Raw genomic sequence first — 18280 nt, forward strand, 5'->3', positions numbered from 1 at the left:
GAGGCAGTGCAGTAGAAGCGTTCAGTTCCACTTTTATCAGCACTGTTTATGTTATAAAAGAAGAAAACTGAAGATTAACTTATAGCAGCTTTTAATGTGTTGATTGGCAGGCTGCTCATAAAGAATTTTTCCATTGAAATTTGTTCTCACTAACATGAAAATAGTGGCGCTGAGTCGCAAAGCATAGTGCGAACAAAATGATAGCTAAATAATGCACGCCATAAAAAATGTATTTAGTTTTGGCTACAGAGTAAAGACTTTCCCTATTCGGGCTAAATAAAAACTGTAGGGGTGTGAACAAGGTTTCGTATTTCAAAATGTAGTCGACAAGAGCGAATTGTATGAGCCAATACGACAAAGGAGCTGATAGTACAATGATAAATGCGTAGGCAACCGGGTAAAGTGAAAGAGCACGGTGGCTAAGTCGGCTGTAATTAGAAGACAGAAAAAGTATTAAGTACACGTAGATAATAATACTTATAATTCCGACACTGTATCCATTATTTTCTAGAAGTTCAGTTAGGTTATCAGTCCCTGCATGGATTACTACAACCGTATATGAACACGGTAATATTAAAAACAAAAAAAGACAGCTAAGCTTTAGATTCAAGTTAAACTCCTTATCAACTACTCCACTCACCAGCCTCTTGCTGGATTGATACAGATATAAAAAAATGAAAGGTATAACAAGCCAGAATAGTCGGTAAGAAATTTCCAACCAATGTGGTACCGACGACCATTTTGGGTAGCCCACGATATCGTGCAATGCTTCATAAGGAAAAATTATAACGCTGATTATTGCGACTAAAAGCGCGAGTAACACCACATTTTTCACTAAATGCTTGAGTTCCAATTTTGTTCGAGCTTTGCACTTTTTAGCAAACCACACTGGGTAAAAGATTAATGTTGTAGTAAACGTCGATACCAAGAATGCAGAAATAATTGTTGGATATTGGTTAAACAGTTCTTTGATATTATAGGGGGTTGCTTCAAGCGAAAGCATTGTTAAACAAAAAATTAAACATGAACAAGTACATATAAAATACCCTATCAACCAATTCGTTCTTTGCGCAACTTGTTTAGTACCCGTTTGTTCTGTAGGTTTTAATTCTGCGCTTTTTGAATGGAATCGAAAAACCATGCTACCGATTATTAACCCTATTATGTTTAATACTAAATCTGAGCCTGATGAAACTTTACCTACAATTGGTAGCTGCATTAGTTCGAGTGAGAAAATCATGAGAACAACGCTCGATATTGCGAGCAGTTTTAGTGATTTAGCTTTTGGAGCTACAGGCGAAATCGCGCCTTTGCGCTGTTTTATATCAATCTCGCAAATAAGGGACTGGGTGAGGATACCGAAAGGAATAAACAACAGAACCTTTCTCAACAATTGTGTGACTGCATTAAACGGAGCGTCCTGCCAGTAGACCAGGAATGGAATAGTGAAGAAATCATCCCACTTAACAGATAGCGCTGATTTAGTGGTAATTTCAATTGGGTACGTGTAAAAAAACAAAAGGGTAAGGTAATACAAGAGAATAATTAATAAATGGGTCAGTATGCTATTGGTGGCAAAAACGTTAAGATTCTTTTCATGTGCGCTGAACAATTTCAATGCTATCAAAATACCAAGTAGGGCAGTAATTATATCCGTAGAATCACTGTAACGACTTAAAACTAATAGTTGTGCAACTTCCATAAACAACGCTGCGCTGAGTAAAATTGATAAAAGTCTTAAAGCAGAGTATTTATGTGATTTTATGAAGCAAAAGCTAATTATTACCCAAATCCCAGTATCTACAATGCTATTAAATATCAGGTTTAATGGAGTTATTGTCTTGTTATAAAAAGGAACAAGCGAAATCTTTCCGCTAGCCCACTTTTTGAAGAGTTCAGTAAAGCTTAGCGTTAAATCGAATGGCATCATATTGTAAATAAGCAAGACGCCTAATAATGAAACCCCATAGACTTCCCATTTATCTAACTGTGATTTTGACGACAACTTCACTAATAGTCCATGTGCCTTTTTGCGGGTTGCATAGAAAAGTACAAGCGCCAATATCATCCCAAAACTTTGTGTATAGACATCCCGATATGAGCTGATTCGTTGTTTTATAAACAGCTGTGAAAATTCAATCAATAACGAAACAGTAATTAGCAAGCAAACCGTTGCAGTAGCGTACATCAAAGAGTTGATTCCTAGCGGTCTTTCAGACTTTAGCAACATAGCTGTGTAGAGCGGAGGCATCATCAATAGGAAGTTTGTAAACCAATCGGACCGATTTGTCGCAGTTAATGCAAGATCGCTTTTATCAAGTAACAAAAACAACTGAAGTGCATTGCTAAAAGATAGTTCGTTGAATTGCAACGGAACTAAACTGCCGTAAATGACAAACGCGAGAAACGATAAAAAAACGAGTTTTATTCGCCATTTTATATGCGTTGAAATCGATAGCTCGGTTCCTAGGGGGTCATCTTCGCCTTTTGAGCGAGCAAACTCTTTATCCATTACTATCTATTTATCCTGTTCTATCAAACGGGAAAGTGAACATATTCAATAAAAGTGAAAATAATAAGTTGAATTATCATTGCACTATTAATTGCTGCGACTCACTATCTATTTTTCAACAGAATTCCCTTTCATTCAATCAACTTGCCCGCCTTTAGCGAATTAAGCGCAGAACTAAGAAAATGATGAATCGTTCAGACTTTACCAGACTGATTTTCGTGTGAATTCTTCTAGCTTTCCATAAGCCAATGGGGGCATATTATTCGCTTCACCATGCTTGCGTCTAGCGTTATTAAACATTTCGGTCTAATCGAATATATCGGCTCTTGCATGTTCACGTGTAGTATAAACTTTTCTATTTATTCGTTCTCTCTTGGCTAGTTGGAAGAAGCTCTCTGCAAAGGCATTGTCGTGGCAGTTTCCTCCCAGGCTGGCTGGCCTTAAGATTAAGCTCTGTTAAAAGGCGCGAACTCAGCTCTGAAGTGCACCACTCGTCAATTTAGGCAGCGTTGCGTAATTCATTGAATACCGCAACCTGAGTATATAAGCACCTGCTTTTTCTGCATTCGTCGCTATACCGCACTGACTAACAAGTTCTGATTTCATGCAATAACTCATCGACCAACCACAGCGCGAGATACAAGTCTAAAACGACAGCTTTGATACCTAGCCTCTTAGAAACGCTAGCTACCGAAGAGCCTTTGTCGGTCACTTGGTTAACAGCTGGTATTTTAAATTCTTAAGTAGATCGTTGAGACACCTTTTCTCCTTAACGCACAATTATGTTCGCACACATAGTCCAATGAATTGCATGTTGCCTGTTGACTCTAAAAAACAGTCAGCTTAACATCGGAGTAATCTTGGGAGGATTTTTTACTAATTTAGCAAAAGCTCTTATTTTACAATAGGTAAAATTACCTCAATAACTTTATCCGTTATCGATATTTTGTATAGTATAGATTAAGAAAGCTTGACATGAAGCTCTTTGCGAAGTTTTTGAGTGTAGGCGGAATTGCCACCCTTATCCAATACGCCTTTTTAATCTTGTTAGTAGAGACAACAAGCGTAGCTCCTTATATTGCCTCCTTTATTGGATATTTTGTCAGCGCTGGCTTTAATTATACCGTAAATTATTATTTTTCATTCGAGAGTTCAGCTAATCACATCGCAGCGGTAAGTAGATTTTCAATCATTGCATCCCTCGGCTTGCTTATTAATTCAACAATTGTGTTTTTTTTATCAGAAATGCATCATATTGACTATATCGTTAGTCAAGTCATCGCAACGTGTTTCGTAACTGTTTCAAACTTCTTGTTATTGAAGCATTGGGCCTATAAATAATCGAAAGGGATCTCAAATGGAAATTGCTGCACCAGTCTTATCAATAGTTATACCGTGCTACAACGAAGAGGAAGTTTTGCCTGAAACGGTCAGCCGATTAACCGCTTTGTTACAGCGAGATATTGCAAATAATAAAATTGCATCAGATAGCCATATGTTGCTAGTAGACGATGGAAGTAAAGACGGAACGTGGCATCTAATCTCAGAACTAGGAAAAGAAAATTTACATATCAAGGGATTACGGCTTGCGCACAACAGAGGACATCAGTTTGCATTGTTAGCCGGATTAGAAAACGCTAACGGTGATGCAATAGTAAGTATTGACGCTGATTTACAAGACGATATTTCAGTTATTTCCACTATGATCGAAGCGTACAAAAAGGGTAACGACATTGTTTACGGTGTTCGCGCTTCTCGCAAGACAGACACGTTCTTCAAACGCAATACAGCTCAAGGTTACTATTGGCTGTTAAAAAAGCTTGGCGTGGACATTGTTTACAATCATGCAGATTTTAGGTTGATGTCTCGGAAAACTATCGAAGCGTTAAAGAACTACGGCGAGGTAAATTTGTTTCTTAGAGGCATTATACCAACGTTAGGGTTTAGGACTACACAGGTCACTTATACCCGTTCAGAACGCTTTGCTGGTGAGTCCAAATATCCATTAAAGAAAATGCTCGCTCTTGCTTTAGAAGGAGTAACCTCGTTTTCAATTGCGCCACTGAGATTAATTTCAGGGTTGGGTTTCGCTATTTTCGTCATAAGTATGATGGTCTCAATGTGGGCGGTATATACCTACCTCATGACCGACGATGCTATTCCTGGCTGGACATCGTCTGTTTTACCCATGTACCTATTAGGCGGTGTACAACTATTAAGCTTGGGGATGATTGGTGAGTACGTTGCAAAAACGTATATGGAGACGAAAAGAAGACCTAGATATTTAATTATGAATGAGGTCAATAGCGATCACTCAGATAACTAAATATGTGAATCGAGCGTTTACAACGAGCAACGCAGTCACCTCGAAAAGATGAAAGTTAAATAATGAGATAAAATTGTTATGCGCATTAAACACATATTGTTAGCTTGGCTCGCTACTTGAGACTAATATGTACTTGTGCGAATTCACTTTCACGGCTTTAGTCGACGCCCCAGAACGGCGTTCGATAAACCTTTTCAACTGTATTAATCGCTCCTCTTCGCCTATAAATCGAGTGTTTGAATGTAAAAGCATTTCGTAGTAATTGCTGAAGCCCAATTCGGATAAGCGCACATCTGTAAAGGGAGCGAGAGAAGGCGTACCCAAAAGCATTATTTCTAAGCCCTCAAACTCTTTCAAATTATTACTTGGATCGACTTGAAGGAGGTTTTGACTATGAATCACATATAATTGCTCTCTAGGTAAACTCTGGAACAGGTTATATGAATATACCATCCCTTCTTGCTTCAGTAACATGAACTTTGCCCAGTAGTAGGGGATAAAAAGCAACGAAAAAAGCGTTACCGAAAGCGCCCACTTATTCATACCTCCTCCACTCGCGTGATGAGCGAAAACCATAGAGTATAAAGCCAAAACTGATGCATAAAATGCCATGACGACAAAGCCGGTTGCCCGCTGAAAATACAAAACAAAAATCATTGCTACAAGTATTGCAGAAGCTAAGCATATATATGACAAAACGCGTTCGTGTTTACTGAGACCTATATGAATAATCAATAGGAACAATGCGACAACCAGAAAATGAGGAGAATTAATAAATTGAAACGAGACATTCAACACTTTATTTAATGAGGGTGCCTCCCACTCAGAAACAATTTCTTTTAGGGTTTGGCTATTCGAGATTTCTTTGTCAAATAGAATCCAGTTTTTGAATACATTTAAATCTTGTCTCGTCAAATCAACAGACGCTAATTTTTCGTCGAGAGAAGTATCATCGCTCACGCGTCCATAATCGTTTATTTGTTGTTTTAACTTGTTTACTTCGCGAAACTCTGTCCAGCCAGATTCTTTAAATTTCTCGCTTGAGGCCAACGTTGTTGATAAAGGGATAACAACTACAATAAGGATAATGGGTAACCACAGTTTTAAACAGGTAAAATTCCCTTTTTGAAGATCCGTAAAATCGCCTCTGCGAAGATAAAGAGAAGGCAGTGCAAATATCGCCATTCCTATAAAAGCCGGTTCAAATCGGGTAAAACTTGCGGCAAATAACAGCGCAAACAGCACTCCCCCAACTCTCCAACTACTCTTCACGTGGACAAAGTTGAAGTATGCCACCGCTATAGCCGCGGAAGAAATACCAATAACAGCCGTGTATGAGATAGTAAGATACACGTTTAAGGAAATTGTGGTGAGGTAGGTAATGTAGCCGAGCACTGGCAATATCTTTTTCGGGCGAAAAAGGAAATACCCCAGTACTAAATCAGAACAAAAATGTAAGGCCGTGAGCCAATAGTAGTACCATGCTATGTCAGGAAAAGTCGTGTACAGCGACGATAAAAACTTGCCGAAATAGTAGTTGCAATAGTAAAGATAGGGCAGTGGTTCGCTCGCGATAGCCGTACCCTTTATTATCATATTAATTACTAAATCATCAATGTCGAAGATACTAGGTATAAAAAGACTAAACGCCAATATAAGAGTCGCGGGAAGAAACCACGGAAGTTTCTCAATTTTATCATCTAAGACCACGTACAAAATTCCTTTTTAAATTGTTTTGAATCGTCAATAAGTGCTCTCTGTAAACATGATTTACTATAAGTCTTTTAGATTTTGAACCCAATCAAAACTTACATCTAATATGTGCTTATGAGTGGTTAAATGGTTAGTTACGCAACCGCCATTTGTGTCTGAAGATACTATACTTATATCTCTATTCTATTGAAAATAATCGTTAAAAATACCGATCACCCTACAGTTATACTTAGATTAGGATTGATTCGGATGTTCAGATGATAAATGTTTGTGAGGCCACCCTGATTATTTGTTCACTCTTGCCCGAATAAACCGCGCGGCTAAAGAGATGACTTTTTCGAGCACCTTGTGCTTTTTAAACAAAAATAGGAAAAATAAACACACGACAAGATAAACTCCAAAGTACAGAGAACTTCCTAATACAAGGTAGAGTATACCCTGTCCCTTGAACAGTTGCGCTGACAAGACAGCAGCAAAACACGCCGTGGTCAACAACGTGCATATAAACAGTAAGCTAACTATGGGCAGCCCAAACCGCATAAAACAAAATATCAACAAGATGCTTAGAACAATGAAAGAGAATACTAACCTTGTGATAATAAATTCTTCCATACTGCCTGAGAAGAAAAACGCAATTAAGCCCAATAACAAGCTCAGTGTTACTATTTCATAAACCGATAAAAGCTTTACATCGCCATTTGCAATAAGCCCTTGCTGAACAAAAGTGGATACAGCAAATGTAATCGTGAACATAGCTAATAGTGGCAATAAGTGCGCAAAGGGCAGCCACTGCTGTCCTAAAAACAGCGAAACAAGTTCTTGATTAAAAACGTGTAGATAACCGATAATGGGAAAAATCGGACAAAGCAGTATGGTAAGCACAACCACAATGTGATCGCCAATTGGAGCCCCCCTTCTTTTTATTTCAGAAAAGCTTGCTAGGAATACATTAGATACGGGAGCAATTATTTCTCTACTTGGTAAGAATGAAAGATTTCTCATTAAACTAAAACCACCAAGCTGATCTGCACCATACATTTTACTAATAAAAATCACGTCGAACTCGGCGCGCACGTACCCCAAAATAGAACGCATGAGCATCCACAGTGAAAAACTCATTTGCTCTTTTATGCGGCTCAATGAAAACTTTAAAGGGTAAGGCGCATACCAATGAGAGAGCAGTGTTTTGCTGGAGTATGCCGCCAGCACACCAACGATCATGGCCCAATAATTCTCTAAAATGAAAGCTAGCACCACTGTGACTAAGAAACTAACAACTCTTTCAATTAAGAGTATTTTAGAAATAATACCGTATTCCAAATCTCTTCTATGCGTAAAGAGCTGGGGGCTTGCAAAAGCTGAAATTGGTAACACAAGTGCCATAACACGTATCGCAGATTCAGCTTCTGGAGCGTTTAAAAAGTTGGCTAGAACAGGCGTAAGCGCAAGCAGCGTAACAAACAGCGCTAATTTAGACAATATTGAAATCGTCCATGCCGTTACAATGTCGTTATCTTCCAGTGTCTTCTTCTGAATAATATATTGCTGAGTGCCTCCCTCGGACAATGTATCAAAAAGAAAAACAAGCATTGTAGCTATAGCGACTACGCCAAAATCTTCGGGCGTTAATAAACGCGCAAGAATCAGCAGGCTTATAATACCTATGCCACGTTGGAATAATCGAACAATAAGGATCAACGACGTACTGCTGGCCACTTTTCTTGCTAAGTTCAAACTTTTAAATCCTTATTTTCTGAATTCAAACAAAGAACGCAATTCCACAAAGTATTTTTGCATTAACACTATGACTTGCTGCTTTATTGCATTTTTGGTTAATCTTTAGCGATTTTTGACGCTAGGCTACTTATGTAACTGCCCGCTTCTGCATTTTCAACAAGCTTCACGTCAACCTTCTTTCGGTCGCTGCTACATTCAGTTAGAAGCAACTCAATTCTATGCTTCAAAACAGAGGCGTCTTCTGCTTGCTTAACATTGACCCCGTCAACATCCGTATGTGATGTCAAGAATGCCTTCATTTTGTCATCGCACAGTAACGGCAAGAAAGGAATCCCCATACCGAACCCCATTATACAGCCGTGCAGACGACTACTCACAATAACGCGAGCATTACTTACCTTTTTCAACATACGAACATGAGAAGAATCCATATTAGTATGTTCTTGATATTCCAAACCCAAAGCTTCAGCCACAGCCATCAGATTTTTTGATATTGTATCTAGGTCAGCACCTGCCAACCTTACATCTGACGGATGGATTAGATGTAAAAGAATGTTTGAAGAACGTGCTTGTGATTGCCAGTAACGAGGAACCAAATAGTTTATTGAGGGACAAGCGGTAAGAAATAGTTTTTTGGGTGCATATTGCTCTAAAAAGTTGAAAGTATATTCATCTCTCACGCCTAGATGGTCGGCGCCTTTCGCGATTTTAGGAAATAAATCACCTTTCATTTCCCCTCTTCCAGACATCTTATTAATGCCAATACCATGCGCGGTGAAACGCAATCCACTTTGAAGCACAACCTGCCAAAAAGGTTCAAAGACTGGCTGTAAAAGACCTCCTCCGCCAATTACCAGCAGCACATTTGGGTTATGCTGTTTTAAGTAGTCAATGTGCGCTTTAAACTCCTTTAACCATACGGGAGAACAAAAGAGGTCAGGGCCGTCTTTACCCACTATTTCTTTTAAACCAAGATGGGAAATATAGTCCCCAACGTTTCTTTTGTTTGCGTAAATGTAAACGACAGGAGCGGTTTTTAAGTATTTTTTCCTTGTGAACTTTTGCTTTAAGTAGAATGAAAGTGAGCCATAAAGATCAAATTTTTCAGCAAAATACAGCTCAAAACGCCATCGCAAAGGTTCCACCAATTTGGAAATCAAGAAATACATTCCTTTTTTTATTTTCATTTCAATAATGTCAAGTATGTAGACGCAATATGTTCGGCGGTATGCTCCCAAGTAAACTTGGATGAAATCGTTAGGCCTTTTTGTACTTTTTCATTGTAGAGCTGTTCGTCTGTAAGAAGGCTACGTAGAGCACTACTCAGCGCAAGAGAGTCTTCAGCTTTTGCGCTACAAACCGCATCTTGTCCAATTTCTATAAGCACGTCAGCTTCAGAAGTTACTACTGGTGTTCCAGAGGCCATTGATTGCACAAGAGGAAACCCAAAGCCTTCTTCGCGCGATGCAAAAATAAACACCTTTGAGGTTTGCATTGCTTGAATAAGCTCATCTTCGGTAACCCAGCCTTTTATAATAATGTCATTTTCAATTCCCAATGCTCGAATGGTTTTGGAAATGATAGAGTCTTCCCCTCCAACAAACCCTAAAATAGTGAGGGGATGTGCTCTCTGCAACTCTTTAGGTAGCTGCGCCCATGCTTTTAACATGTTCTCTGGGTTCTTCTGATGACTGTCGCCACCGAGCATGAGAACGCCTTTCTTCAACACTGATTTCGCAGGTGGCTCAAAGCCTTTAGGAATACCATGATAAACATAAGAAACTTTGCTCTTTAATGCAGGGAAAGTACTTGTAATATCGCGCAGAGAGTAATTTGATATGGTTAAAATGTGGTCAGAAAAAACAAGACCCAACCTATATACTGCCCACAAATACGCCTTCTGTCTTAAAAAATAAAAATTCTCTTTTAAAGTTCTGCCTTTATAGTAGCGAAAAATATTAAGAGAGTGCCACTCCATTAAATCGTGAGTTGTGGTTATTTGTCTAACGCGAGACAGCAAACAAACCCTATTACCCGGCATGTGAAGAAGGTCTATTTTGTATTTTTTTAATCTTTTGGGTAACAACCACTGCTCCCAAAGTATCTCTGTCTCAGCGTCGATATTAACTAAAGCTACGTTCGGAAATTCGGATAAATGAGTTAAACGTTGCTCGTAGTGTGAAATCTCATCATTGTATTCAAACTGCCGATTAATGAAAAAGTAAAAATCGACATTGGGCATCACCTTTGGCAGGCGCTGGCAAAGCATATATACATATTGAGGCATACCCCTTAGTGGGCGTAAAACAAATCGAGCATCAATTCCTATTCTGTATCGCATAGAAGTAATTACTGGCTGTAGTTTGTCATCCATTCAAGTACCCTTCCTAGTAAATTTACGTGAAATCAAACGACGTCCGGGGACTTCAACAAGTTGGTAACACACTGTCGAAAAAACTAGGACTATTACGATATAAGCGAAAATATTAAAAATAGAGGCATTTTGACTGTCTTCCATCAATAGCATAACAAACCAATTGAGTAAAAAGGTATGGCTTAAATAAACGGAGTAAGATATATCGCCAAGCCATATAAAAGGTTTAAGCTCAAGCAACCTGTGAATTGGCCCTTTCGACAAAAGAAGCCCTAAAAGCATACAAAAGAATAACCCAGGCGCGTAAAAGTGATTGGCAGTAGTAGTTAGAATTAATCCATAGAAAGACAAGAAGGACATACAAAAAAGCCACTTACCAAAAGCAATCTCTTTATCTTTCAATCTGTAATAGATGATGTAAAGGCACATTCCGTTGAAGAAACCGAAAACGCAACGAAGGAGTCCTAGGTCGCCTATATTATCGCCTAATGAACGAGCTCCAATTACCGTGTAGGCAATCGCGGTGATGCTTAGTGAAACTAATAGAGCAATAACAGCATAGCGTCGGAACTTTGCGATAAAACCAGCAGTAAATGCAAAAGCCAAGTAGGCAAAAAACTCTCCGCTGATAGTCCATGACGGGGTATTCCACATTGACCAAAAATCTGAGTTTATAAACCAAAGATCTAAAAGCATAAGTTTGATGAAGAAGCTTTCTGCGGTAAATGCTCCTTCGGGTACTACTCTATCTGTTAAATATAAGGCAAGAGGAATGCTGAGGTAGCTCAAAAGAACAAAAACGTGAAGTGGATAAATTCTTGCTATGCGCTTAATTATAAAAATTTTTTTAGCCTGCCAAGTGTCATTACCTGAAAAGTGTTTCATATAATTGAAAGAAATAATAAAACCGCTCAGTAGAAAAAAGAAATCTACTGCCAAATAGCCCTTCTCAAAGAAAATACTAATAAACTGCGGTACATCGTATGCTACCAACCAATGCTTTATATGATAAAGAACGACAAAGAATGCAGCGATTCCTCTTATTGAAGTAAGATAATTCATTTATGACTCTTCTACTGTACTTAGAGCTAGAGAGACTCCATATAGATAATAGATCCATGGATAAAATGCTACGCCAATGAAGAGACCACCGACACAATAAATAATTAAAGAATGGTTTAATGCATCGCTAATGACTCCAACTTCTCCACCCAACCGTTTAATAGTCCTTCTACAGAGCAAAATTGTATGCAATAAAATTGACAGAAACAGAAAAAGCCCTCCGTAGCCCGTCTCGCCGAGCACTTCAAAAAATATATTATGGAATGCTTTGCCTCCTTTCTGCTTAATTTCTACTTCATCCCCTTGCTGATAGTGGTGTAAAATACCAGCGTTCGCGTTGTAGCTGTAAAAGCCTCCTCCAAAAAAAGGCCTTTGAGAAACATAGTCCAATGTCCATCTCCACACCACAATTCGACCTATCGCGGACTTTTCAGATGTTGTAGCATCTTCAATTGACGACATGCGATTAAACCAAGACTTGGGCGCAACTGTATAAATAAGCAAAGGAATCATACATATAGCCAGAAATACTTTAAAATTTATCTTGTGCTTTTTCAGAAGTAATCCTATATACGCTACCAACGCTACTAGACCCGTTCTAGCTTGAGTTCCAACAACCGTAAGTAAAGATAGAGCAGAGTAAGCTAAAGTTAGCCAGCGAAAAGCACTCCATGACTGTGCAATTTTTGAGGATGACTTTAAGGCAACAAACAAAGGTATAAGGCACACTGCTAGCGTTGCCAGTGTAGAACCTTCTGAATACATAAACCCACCGATCCCGATAAGTGAAACCCCGTAACCTCCCCCCCCTAATAAGGTTTTTATCCCAGCCATAAAAAGAAATAACCCAAAAGAAGCAACACATATCCAAAGAAACATCTCGACATGAACTCTTTTAGTTAATGTAAAAGGAATAAAGTAAGCAAAAATAAGTGTTTTTATCACAAAGTCGTACTTAATCCAGACGACGTTTTGATATTCCCCGAGAAATGAGGCTATTGTTACCCAAACCATAAAACCTATCATAATAAAATGATATGATTTACTTTTGGGAACACGCAGCTTATTGAAATTAAAAATTAAAACTAAAAAGAATAATGCCGTAGTGATTAAAGAAAGTGGCTGCCCGGCCAAAAAAGCAAAAGAAGTGTTCTGAGGTTTAACAAGGTTTATCCACACCGCCATACAGGCTGCTACATGCGGCCGAGTAAAAGAATAAAACATCAGAGCTAACAAAATTAAGCTCATGAAAATATCTGTAACCATTAAATAGTCTCTTTTCTATTTCTTATTGTTGATTCTGTCTTGTTTATTTCTGCTTTTTTTGTTGGCACTATTTTTATTGGTTTTATTTTCTAATTTCATATAGAAGATGATTATCATCATCATAACGAAGAAATGTACTAATGTTGCGAGACTATCAACGCCCATTCAGTGACCTCAGGTGTTTATATTTTGAAAAGGCTAAGCAATAAATATCGAAAAAGTCGTTCAACTTTTATCGATAAGATAACACTTTGAAGTGACAATATAAAAGATATTTAAAGAAGCAATTTCACTGGTTGTATAAAGCTACTATCATGAATGACTATATTCGCACAATTCGAGATGTATCGGCTTAATGAATTAAGTTCTTAGAAAGCTTTGGGTGATGGCTTTTATCACATTGTTTACCCCGTACTCACCTTGCTTTTCGCTAGAGTTGATAGTGACTAATACAAAAGAGCTTAAAAATGCTGTTCATATTGCAAACAATAATAAAAGTGGAAACGTAATAGAGATATTAGTGGATGACGGCGAATATAAAAATTCATCAAACATCATAATTTCACGAAATAACATCACCATTCGCTCTATTTCAAATAATCCAGCGCACGTTGTACTTAGCGGTTCAGGTATGAAGAAGAAAAGCCCCGTTGAGGTCATATTTGATATAAGTGCAAGCAATGTTACACTTTCAGGTATTACTCTTAGAAACGTTTCTCATCATCTTATTCAAGTACGCTCAGAGAAAGGCGTCGATTTTTTTTCATTAGACAACTGCATCCTCGAGGACTCGTATCAGCAACTACTCAAAGTGTCCGGAAAGGACAACGGTGAATATTCAGACTTTGGTGTAATCAAAAATAGTCGTTTTGAATACACCGCCGGTGTTGCACCAAACTATTATGTTGGCGGCATAGATGCACATAGGTCACGAAGTTGGACAGTGTCAAACAACATATTTTTGAATATCGCAAGCCCTGCTGAAAAGGTTGCTGAGCACGCTATTCATTTTTGGAAGCATTCATCTGATAATATTGTTGTCAATAACACTATTATCAACTCAGACAGGGGGATAGGTTTTGGTTTAGGGAATAATAAAAATCAGTCGAAGGGCGGGATCATAGCCTTTAACAAAATAACACATGATAACCCCAACCACGATTTCGCAGATGTAGGCATTAGCTTAGAGAGTAGTCCAAAGACCATTGTTACCAACAATGAGATTTACTTAAATTCAAACTATCCAAATGCTATTGAATATCGGTTTCCCAATACGAAGGGCGTCATTATAAAGAATAATATTACTAACAAATCTATTGTCGGCAGAGATGGTGCAGATGGAGTAATATTAGCAAATAGATCTGCGGGCATATTCGAATACTACTGGCACACTGTATTATTTTACTTTAATCAAGCCGTTCGCTAAATCAATAAATAGTCACCTTACCTTCTAACTTTATAGCTGAGATAAAATAGCAGAAAGACCGTCATGTATAGATGAAACATCATGCCCATCTGCTGCAAGGATCCATAATCTTCCACCTTTAGATTTTCCAAATAGCACATTTTTAACCTGATATATTTTGGTCTTAACCGCGCTGGTAAATAGCGCATTGTCGACTTCATAAAACCTTATGATACTGAGCTTATCGCCACTCGATGATACGACATGATAGACAGAGAAGTTTAAACCTTTTGTGCTTATACTTGATTTGTGACTTAGCGAAAAGAGTTCAGGGTCGAAAAGCCTGTGCAGATCGCTTACTAATTCATTATCTTGTTCGCTAAACCAAGCACTATAAACTACAACATTGCAACCTAGATTTTTAAGAAAGCCAAATTCTTCTGCATCCGGGTCTACTACAATGGGTTGCCAATCCGTTCTTTGGCAATTATTGTCCCAATCATAAGTCAGAGTAGAGAGACGCATCTCAGAATGAGAATTGCTAATATTTGAAATATTTACGAGCCATGCAAAAAAGCCTGCAAAAATAACGATTGAACTGATAATAACAGGCATACTCACCGAGGCTGTCGCATTTTGCAGCCAGACTTTACTAGGTTCATACGGTGATTGCCGCATAAATTCACCAATCCCCAGCAAACACATAATTACGAAAGCAAAGAAAAACCAGCCGTAGATTAGATGATCTGCGCCAGCAGCATGCTCCATGTCTGTCCAATATGCGATAAGAATAATGCCATACACTCGAACAATATTCGCCAATACCGGAAATATTAATGATATAGCAACGAAGATAGCTCTACGCTTTACTGACACTAAGTTCAAGTAAGCATACAAGCTACCTATGACAAAGCTTGCGATAAAAAAGCTGACGCCGGAACACGCTTCGGCGACTAGGAATCGACCTTGGGGTATTTCAATGTAAAGGCCGCTTCGAAAAAGAGGCACACCAGTTAAATGTAATAGGGTAACCGAACCATCAGCAGCTATTTTTTGAAGATAAGGAATAAGCTGTTCACCCACTGGAATACTAAAAAGCATAAACACCAATGGAAACAGGATTATCTTTGCAGCTTGAGTGCCCACCATTAACCATATTAGTCCGGGTAATAGTGTAAAAGTAGCGGTATGCATAAACAATTGAATGTCACCTGCAATACCGATCACATACAAAAGCAACGCGGGTATAACAACAAGAAAAGCTAATGGCGTTGTTTTGATCGGCTTAGAAAACAGTATATCGCGCTTTAGGTAAATTAGGTAGATAGCACCTGGTACGATAAAAAAGCCATGGTTAAATATCTCGTTTCCGTACCATATTTCAACAACAGTGATTAGCCCATGCCAACAAAAAGCAGTCCATAAACAAAGCAATAAAAGGCCCGTAGCGAAGAACGTTTTATTCTTACCAAATGAAGAGTTTTTTAAACCTCTATCCTTATCGCTTTGTGTATCACTGTTATCCATATGCACTTCCCTGCCTTTTTTATTTTAGTAATTACAGGCTTATTCTATTTCGTAAGCTTGTTGCATAGTTACCCAATTGAAGTCTTTTATTAACTTTTCAACTTTACCTTCCATACTCGAAAGATTTATATAGTGTCGAGCTTTAGACTTCCATGGAGCCGAAGAAAATTTCGGTTGCTCGGGGTCTATTTCCCACGGATGAAAATAAAAGCTGTAAGGCGCACTTTCCGATTGCATAAACTCCGTTATGCGGCGTTTCGACAGCCAATAAGGATACAACCGAAAATAACCTCCACCGCCAATTCCTACATTGCTTGCCTTTTTACGAACGGTAGGGATTGGTATTTCAATTATTCCATTGTCACGCTCATACTTAAAGCGCGGCCATTCTGGCACACCATAGAGGTCGTGGTTGATTGGATAAGTACTGGAGGAATAAACGAAGCCAAGTTCTTTTAAGATATCGTAGGCCCATGTGTTCGAATCGTTAATAGAGAAACTCGGCGCTCTATATCCTTTTAACGCCACACCACCGATATCTTCAAGAATATCTTTACTTTGTTTAATATCATCGTAAAGCTCTTGCTCGCTCATAGTGGTAGCGCGCTGGTGTGCTAGGCCATGACTGGCTAGCTCGTGCCCTTCACTCACTATTCGTTTTATTACGTCAGGACAGCGCTGTGCAACCCAGCCAAGCGTAAAAAAGGTAGATTTAACATTATTCGCTGCAAATAAATCTAACAGCCTGTGGGTGTTGTTGCCCACGCGAAGGCTAATGCTATCCCAATCTTTCTTATCAACCACATCCTCAAAGGCGGAAACTTGAAAGTAATCTTCCACATCTACTGTCATAGCATTAAGACGATTATCTAATTTCATGATTAACGCCCTTTGCCAAACAGTACAATTTCAACCGTACGAATAAGTATAAGGATATCCAATAGTAAACTCTGATGTTTTACGTAATAGAGATCGAATTTAAGCTTTTCCATAGAATCTTCTACACTCGCGCCATACGGGTAATTAAGCTGCGCCCAGCCGGCCAAACCTGGTTTAACATTATGACGTTGATTATAATAAGGTACTTCACGCACAAGCTGCTCAACAAATTGTGGTCTTTCTGGGCGAGGCCCGATAAATGCCATTTCGCCTTTAAACACATTCAAAAGCTGTGGTAATTCGTCTACGCGGTACTTTCTAATGAAGTGACCAATGCGGGTAACGCGGTCATCATTTTTGCTAGCCCATTTAGCTCCATCTTTTTCGGCGTCAGGCCGCATACTTCGAAATTTGATTATTTTGAAAAGTTTACCGTTCAAACCTACCCGTTCTTGCTTATAAAAAACCGATACTCCTGTACGCCTGCCATCATCACAATAAATTATGAACGCAGTAACCAACATAATTGGCCAAACAAAAAGAAATATAAAGAAGGCCAAGAATGCGTTGAGAGTGTAATCCAGCGCGTCTCGCAGATAGTTTTGACTCTGGAAGCCATTGGAATAAATAACCCAACTTGGGTACATCAAATTTACTACAATTTGGCCTGTTTCCCTTTCCATGAAATCTAAGAGCTCGGTAACTTCAATACCTCTAAGCCTGCAATCAAAAAGCACCTCTACAGGAAGTGTTCCTCGACGTTGGTCGCAAGCAATAACTATTTCTTCAATTTCATTGTCTGCAATAAACTGCTGAAAGCTTTCATCGACTTTTAGGTGAATTATTTTTTCTTTCTTAATACCGTCTTCACGGTTATCACCTGGAATCGGAATAAAACCGACTAACTCAAACCCTATTCTATCTACGTCTCTACGCATACGTTTTTCAATTATTGAAGCTCTTTCTCCAGCTCCGAGCACCAATATGCGCACTTTTCCAAGGCCGAGTAAGCCTAATCGATTTGTGAAATACCTGAAAACGACTAGAGTGATAATTATCGAACAAACCGAAGCTGGCAAAAAGTACGAGTCCATGACTAAGTCGTCGAAAAAAGCACGGCTTAAGACTTCTACTAGAAAGTAGCTAAGACCTACACTTACAAAAATCCTGCGAATGATTCCGCGGAAGGTTTCCCTTAATTTCGCTTCATATAACCCGACAGAAAGCGAGCATAACAAAATAGAAACGGTAAGCATTCCTACATTTATAACTAGCTTTTCAACCGAAACGTCTGGCGACATTCCAATTTGCGTGAGAATAAAATGAGAAATATAGCCCATATAAGCTATGAGCAACGCTTCTGTTATTACTAGTATATTTGAGCGTTTATTTTGATTGCGCTTGTTTATTGCCACCCCTGGCCCCCTAAAACTGCGGCGTTTTTCCCATCATAAAGGGATTTATTCCAATAGACTACAA

The 18280-nt window shown here is 38.7% G+C and carries 13 protein-coding genes and 1 pseudogene; 3 read left to right on the forward strand and 11 right to left on the reverse strand.

Going from position 1 to position 18280, the window contains the following annotated elements; translation table 11 throughout:
* Nucleotides 1-115 precede the first annotated feature (115 nt).
* Complete coding sequence (locus ACYX4M_RS01005; protein ID WP_476081506.1) at nt 116-2512, reverse strand: VanZ family protein; 2397 nt, start codon at nt 2510-2512, stop codon at nt 116-118.
* Nucleotides 2513-2713: 201 nt separating this feature from the next.
* Nucleotides 2714-2935 (reverse strand): annotated as a pseudogene (locus ACYX4M_RS01010) (integrase core domain-containing protein); the annotation flags it as partial.
* Nucleotides 2936-3487: 552 nt separating this feature from the next.
* On the opposite strand from ACYX4M_RS01010, the gene ACYX4M_RS01015 reads away from it, so the two are divergent.
* Together ACYX4M_RS01015 and ACYX4M_RS01020 are read left to right on the forward strand one after the other, a co-directional pair.
* Complete coding sequence (locus tag ACYX4M_RS01015) at nt 3488-3853, forward strand: GtrA family protein (protein ID WP_476081507.1); 366 nt, start codon at nt 3488-3490, stop codon at nt 3851-3853.
* A gap of 16 nt (nt 3854-3869) precedes the next feature.
* Nucleotides 3870-4838 carry a glycosyltransferase family 2 protein gene (locus ACYX4M_RS01020; RefSeq protein WP_476081508.1) on the forward strand — a complete coding sequence of 323 codons (969 nt, stop codon included), beginning with the start codon at nt 3870-3872 and terminating at the stop codon, nt 4836-4838.
* A 99-nt stretch (nt 4839-4937) separates the two neighbouring features.
* Here the strand turns inward: ACYX4M_RS01020 and ACYX4M_RS01025 are convergent, their stop codons facing one another.
* The 6 genes from ACYX4M_RS01025 to ACYX4M_RS01050 form a co-directional block, all read right to left on the reverse strand.
* Entirely contained in the window at nt 4938-6548 is a 1611-nt protein-coding gene (locus ACYX4M_RS01025) for a hypothetical protein (protein WP_476081509.1), read from the reverse strand.
* A gap of 288 nt (nt 6549-6836) precedes the next feature.
* Nucleotides 6837-8285 carry an oligosaccharide flippase family protein gene (locus ACYX4M_RS01030; RefSeq protein WP_476081510.1) on the reverse strand — a complete coding sequence of 483 codons (1449 nt, stop codon included), beginning with the start codon at nt 8283-8285 and terminating at the stop codon, nt 6837-6839.
* 98 nt (nt 8286-8383) lie between these two features.
* On the reverse strand, nt 8384-9475 hold the full coding sequence (locus ACYX4M_RS01035; RefSeq protein WP_476081511.1) for a polysaccharide pyruvyl transferase family protein: 1092 nt from the start codon (nt 9473-9475) through the stop codon (nt 8384-8386).
* Nucleotides 9472-10662 (reverse strand): glycosyltransferase family 4 protein, encoded by a 1191-nt coding sequence (locus tag ACYX4M_RS01040; RefSeq protein WP_476081512.1) that lies wholly within the window; start codon nt 10660-10662, stop codon nt 9472-9474. Before ACYX4M_RS01040 ends, ACYX4M_RS01035 begins: the two co-directional genes overlap by 4 nt.
* The gene (locus ACYX4M_RS01045) at nt 10663-11724 is read right to left on the reverse strand and encodes an acyltransferase family protein (RefSeq protein WP_476081513.1); all 1062 of its coding nucleotides are present in this window, start codon (nt 11722-11724) and stop codon (nt 10663-10665) included.
* Nucleotides 11725-12990 carry a putative O-glycosylation ligase, exosortase A system-associated gene (locus ACYX4M_RS01050; RefSeq protein WP_476081514.1) on the reverse strand — a complete coding sequence of 422 codons (1266 nt, stop codon included), beginning with the start codon at nt 12988-12990 and terminating at the stop codon, nt 11725-11727.
* A 442-nt stretch (nt 12991-13432) separates the two neighbouring features.
* Here ACYX4M_RS01050 and ACYX4M_RS01055 point away from each other — a divergent pair, with 442 nt between their 5' ends.
* Nucleotides 13433-14416: a right-handed parallel beta-helix repeat-containing protein gene (locus ACYX4M_RS01055; RefSeq protein WP_476081515.1), complete on the forward strand. Its 984-nt coding sequence runs from the start codon at nt 13433-13435 to the stop codon at nt 14414-14416.
* Between the two features lie 30 nt (nt 14417-14446).
* Here ACYX4M_RS01055 and xrtA read toward each other — a convergent pair whose 3' ends face one another.
* Genes xrtA through ACYX4M_RS01070 form a run of 3 tightly spaced genes read right to left on the reverse strand, consistent with a single transcriptional unit; the run spans nt 14447 to nt 18216 of the window.
* The gene (gene xrtA / locus ACYX4M_RS01060; protein ID WP_476081516.1) at nt 14447-15922 is read right to left on the reverse strand and encodes an exosortase A; all 1476 of its coding nucleotides are present in this window, start codon (nt 15920-15922) and stop codon (nt 14447-14449) included.
* A 39-nt stretch (nt 15923-15961) separates the two neighbouring features.
* Nucleotides 15962-16801, reverse strand: a complete 840-nt coding sequence (locus ACYX4M_RS01065; RefSeq protein WP_476081517.1) for an XrtA system polysaccharide deacetylase — start codon at nt 16799-16801, stop codon at nt 15962-15964.
* Between the two features lie 2 nt (nt 16802-16803).
* On the reverse strand, nt 16804-18216 hold the full coding sequence (locus ACYX4M_RS01070) for a TIGR03013 family XrtA/PEP-CTERM system glycosyltransferase (protein ID WP_476081518.1): 1413 nt from the start codon (nt 18214-18216) through the stop codon (nt 16804-16806).
* Between the last annotated feature and the right edge of the window lie 64 nt (nt 18217-18280).

The organism is Alteromonas sp. ABV4_150 (assembly GCF_056311745.1).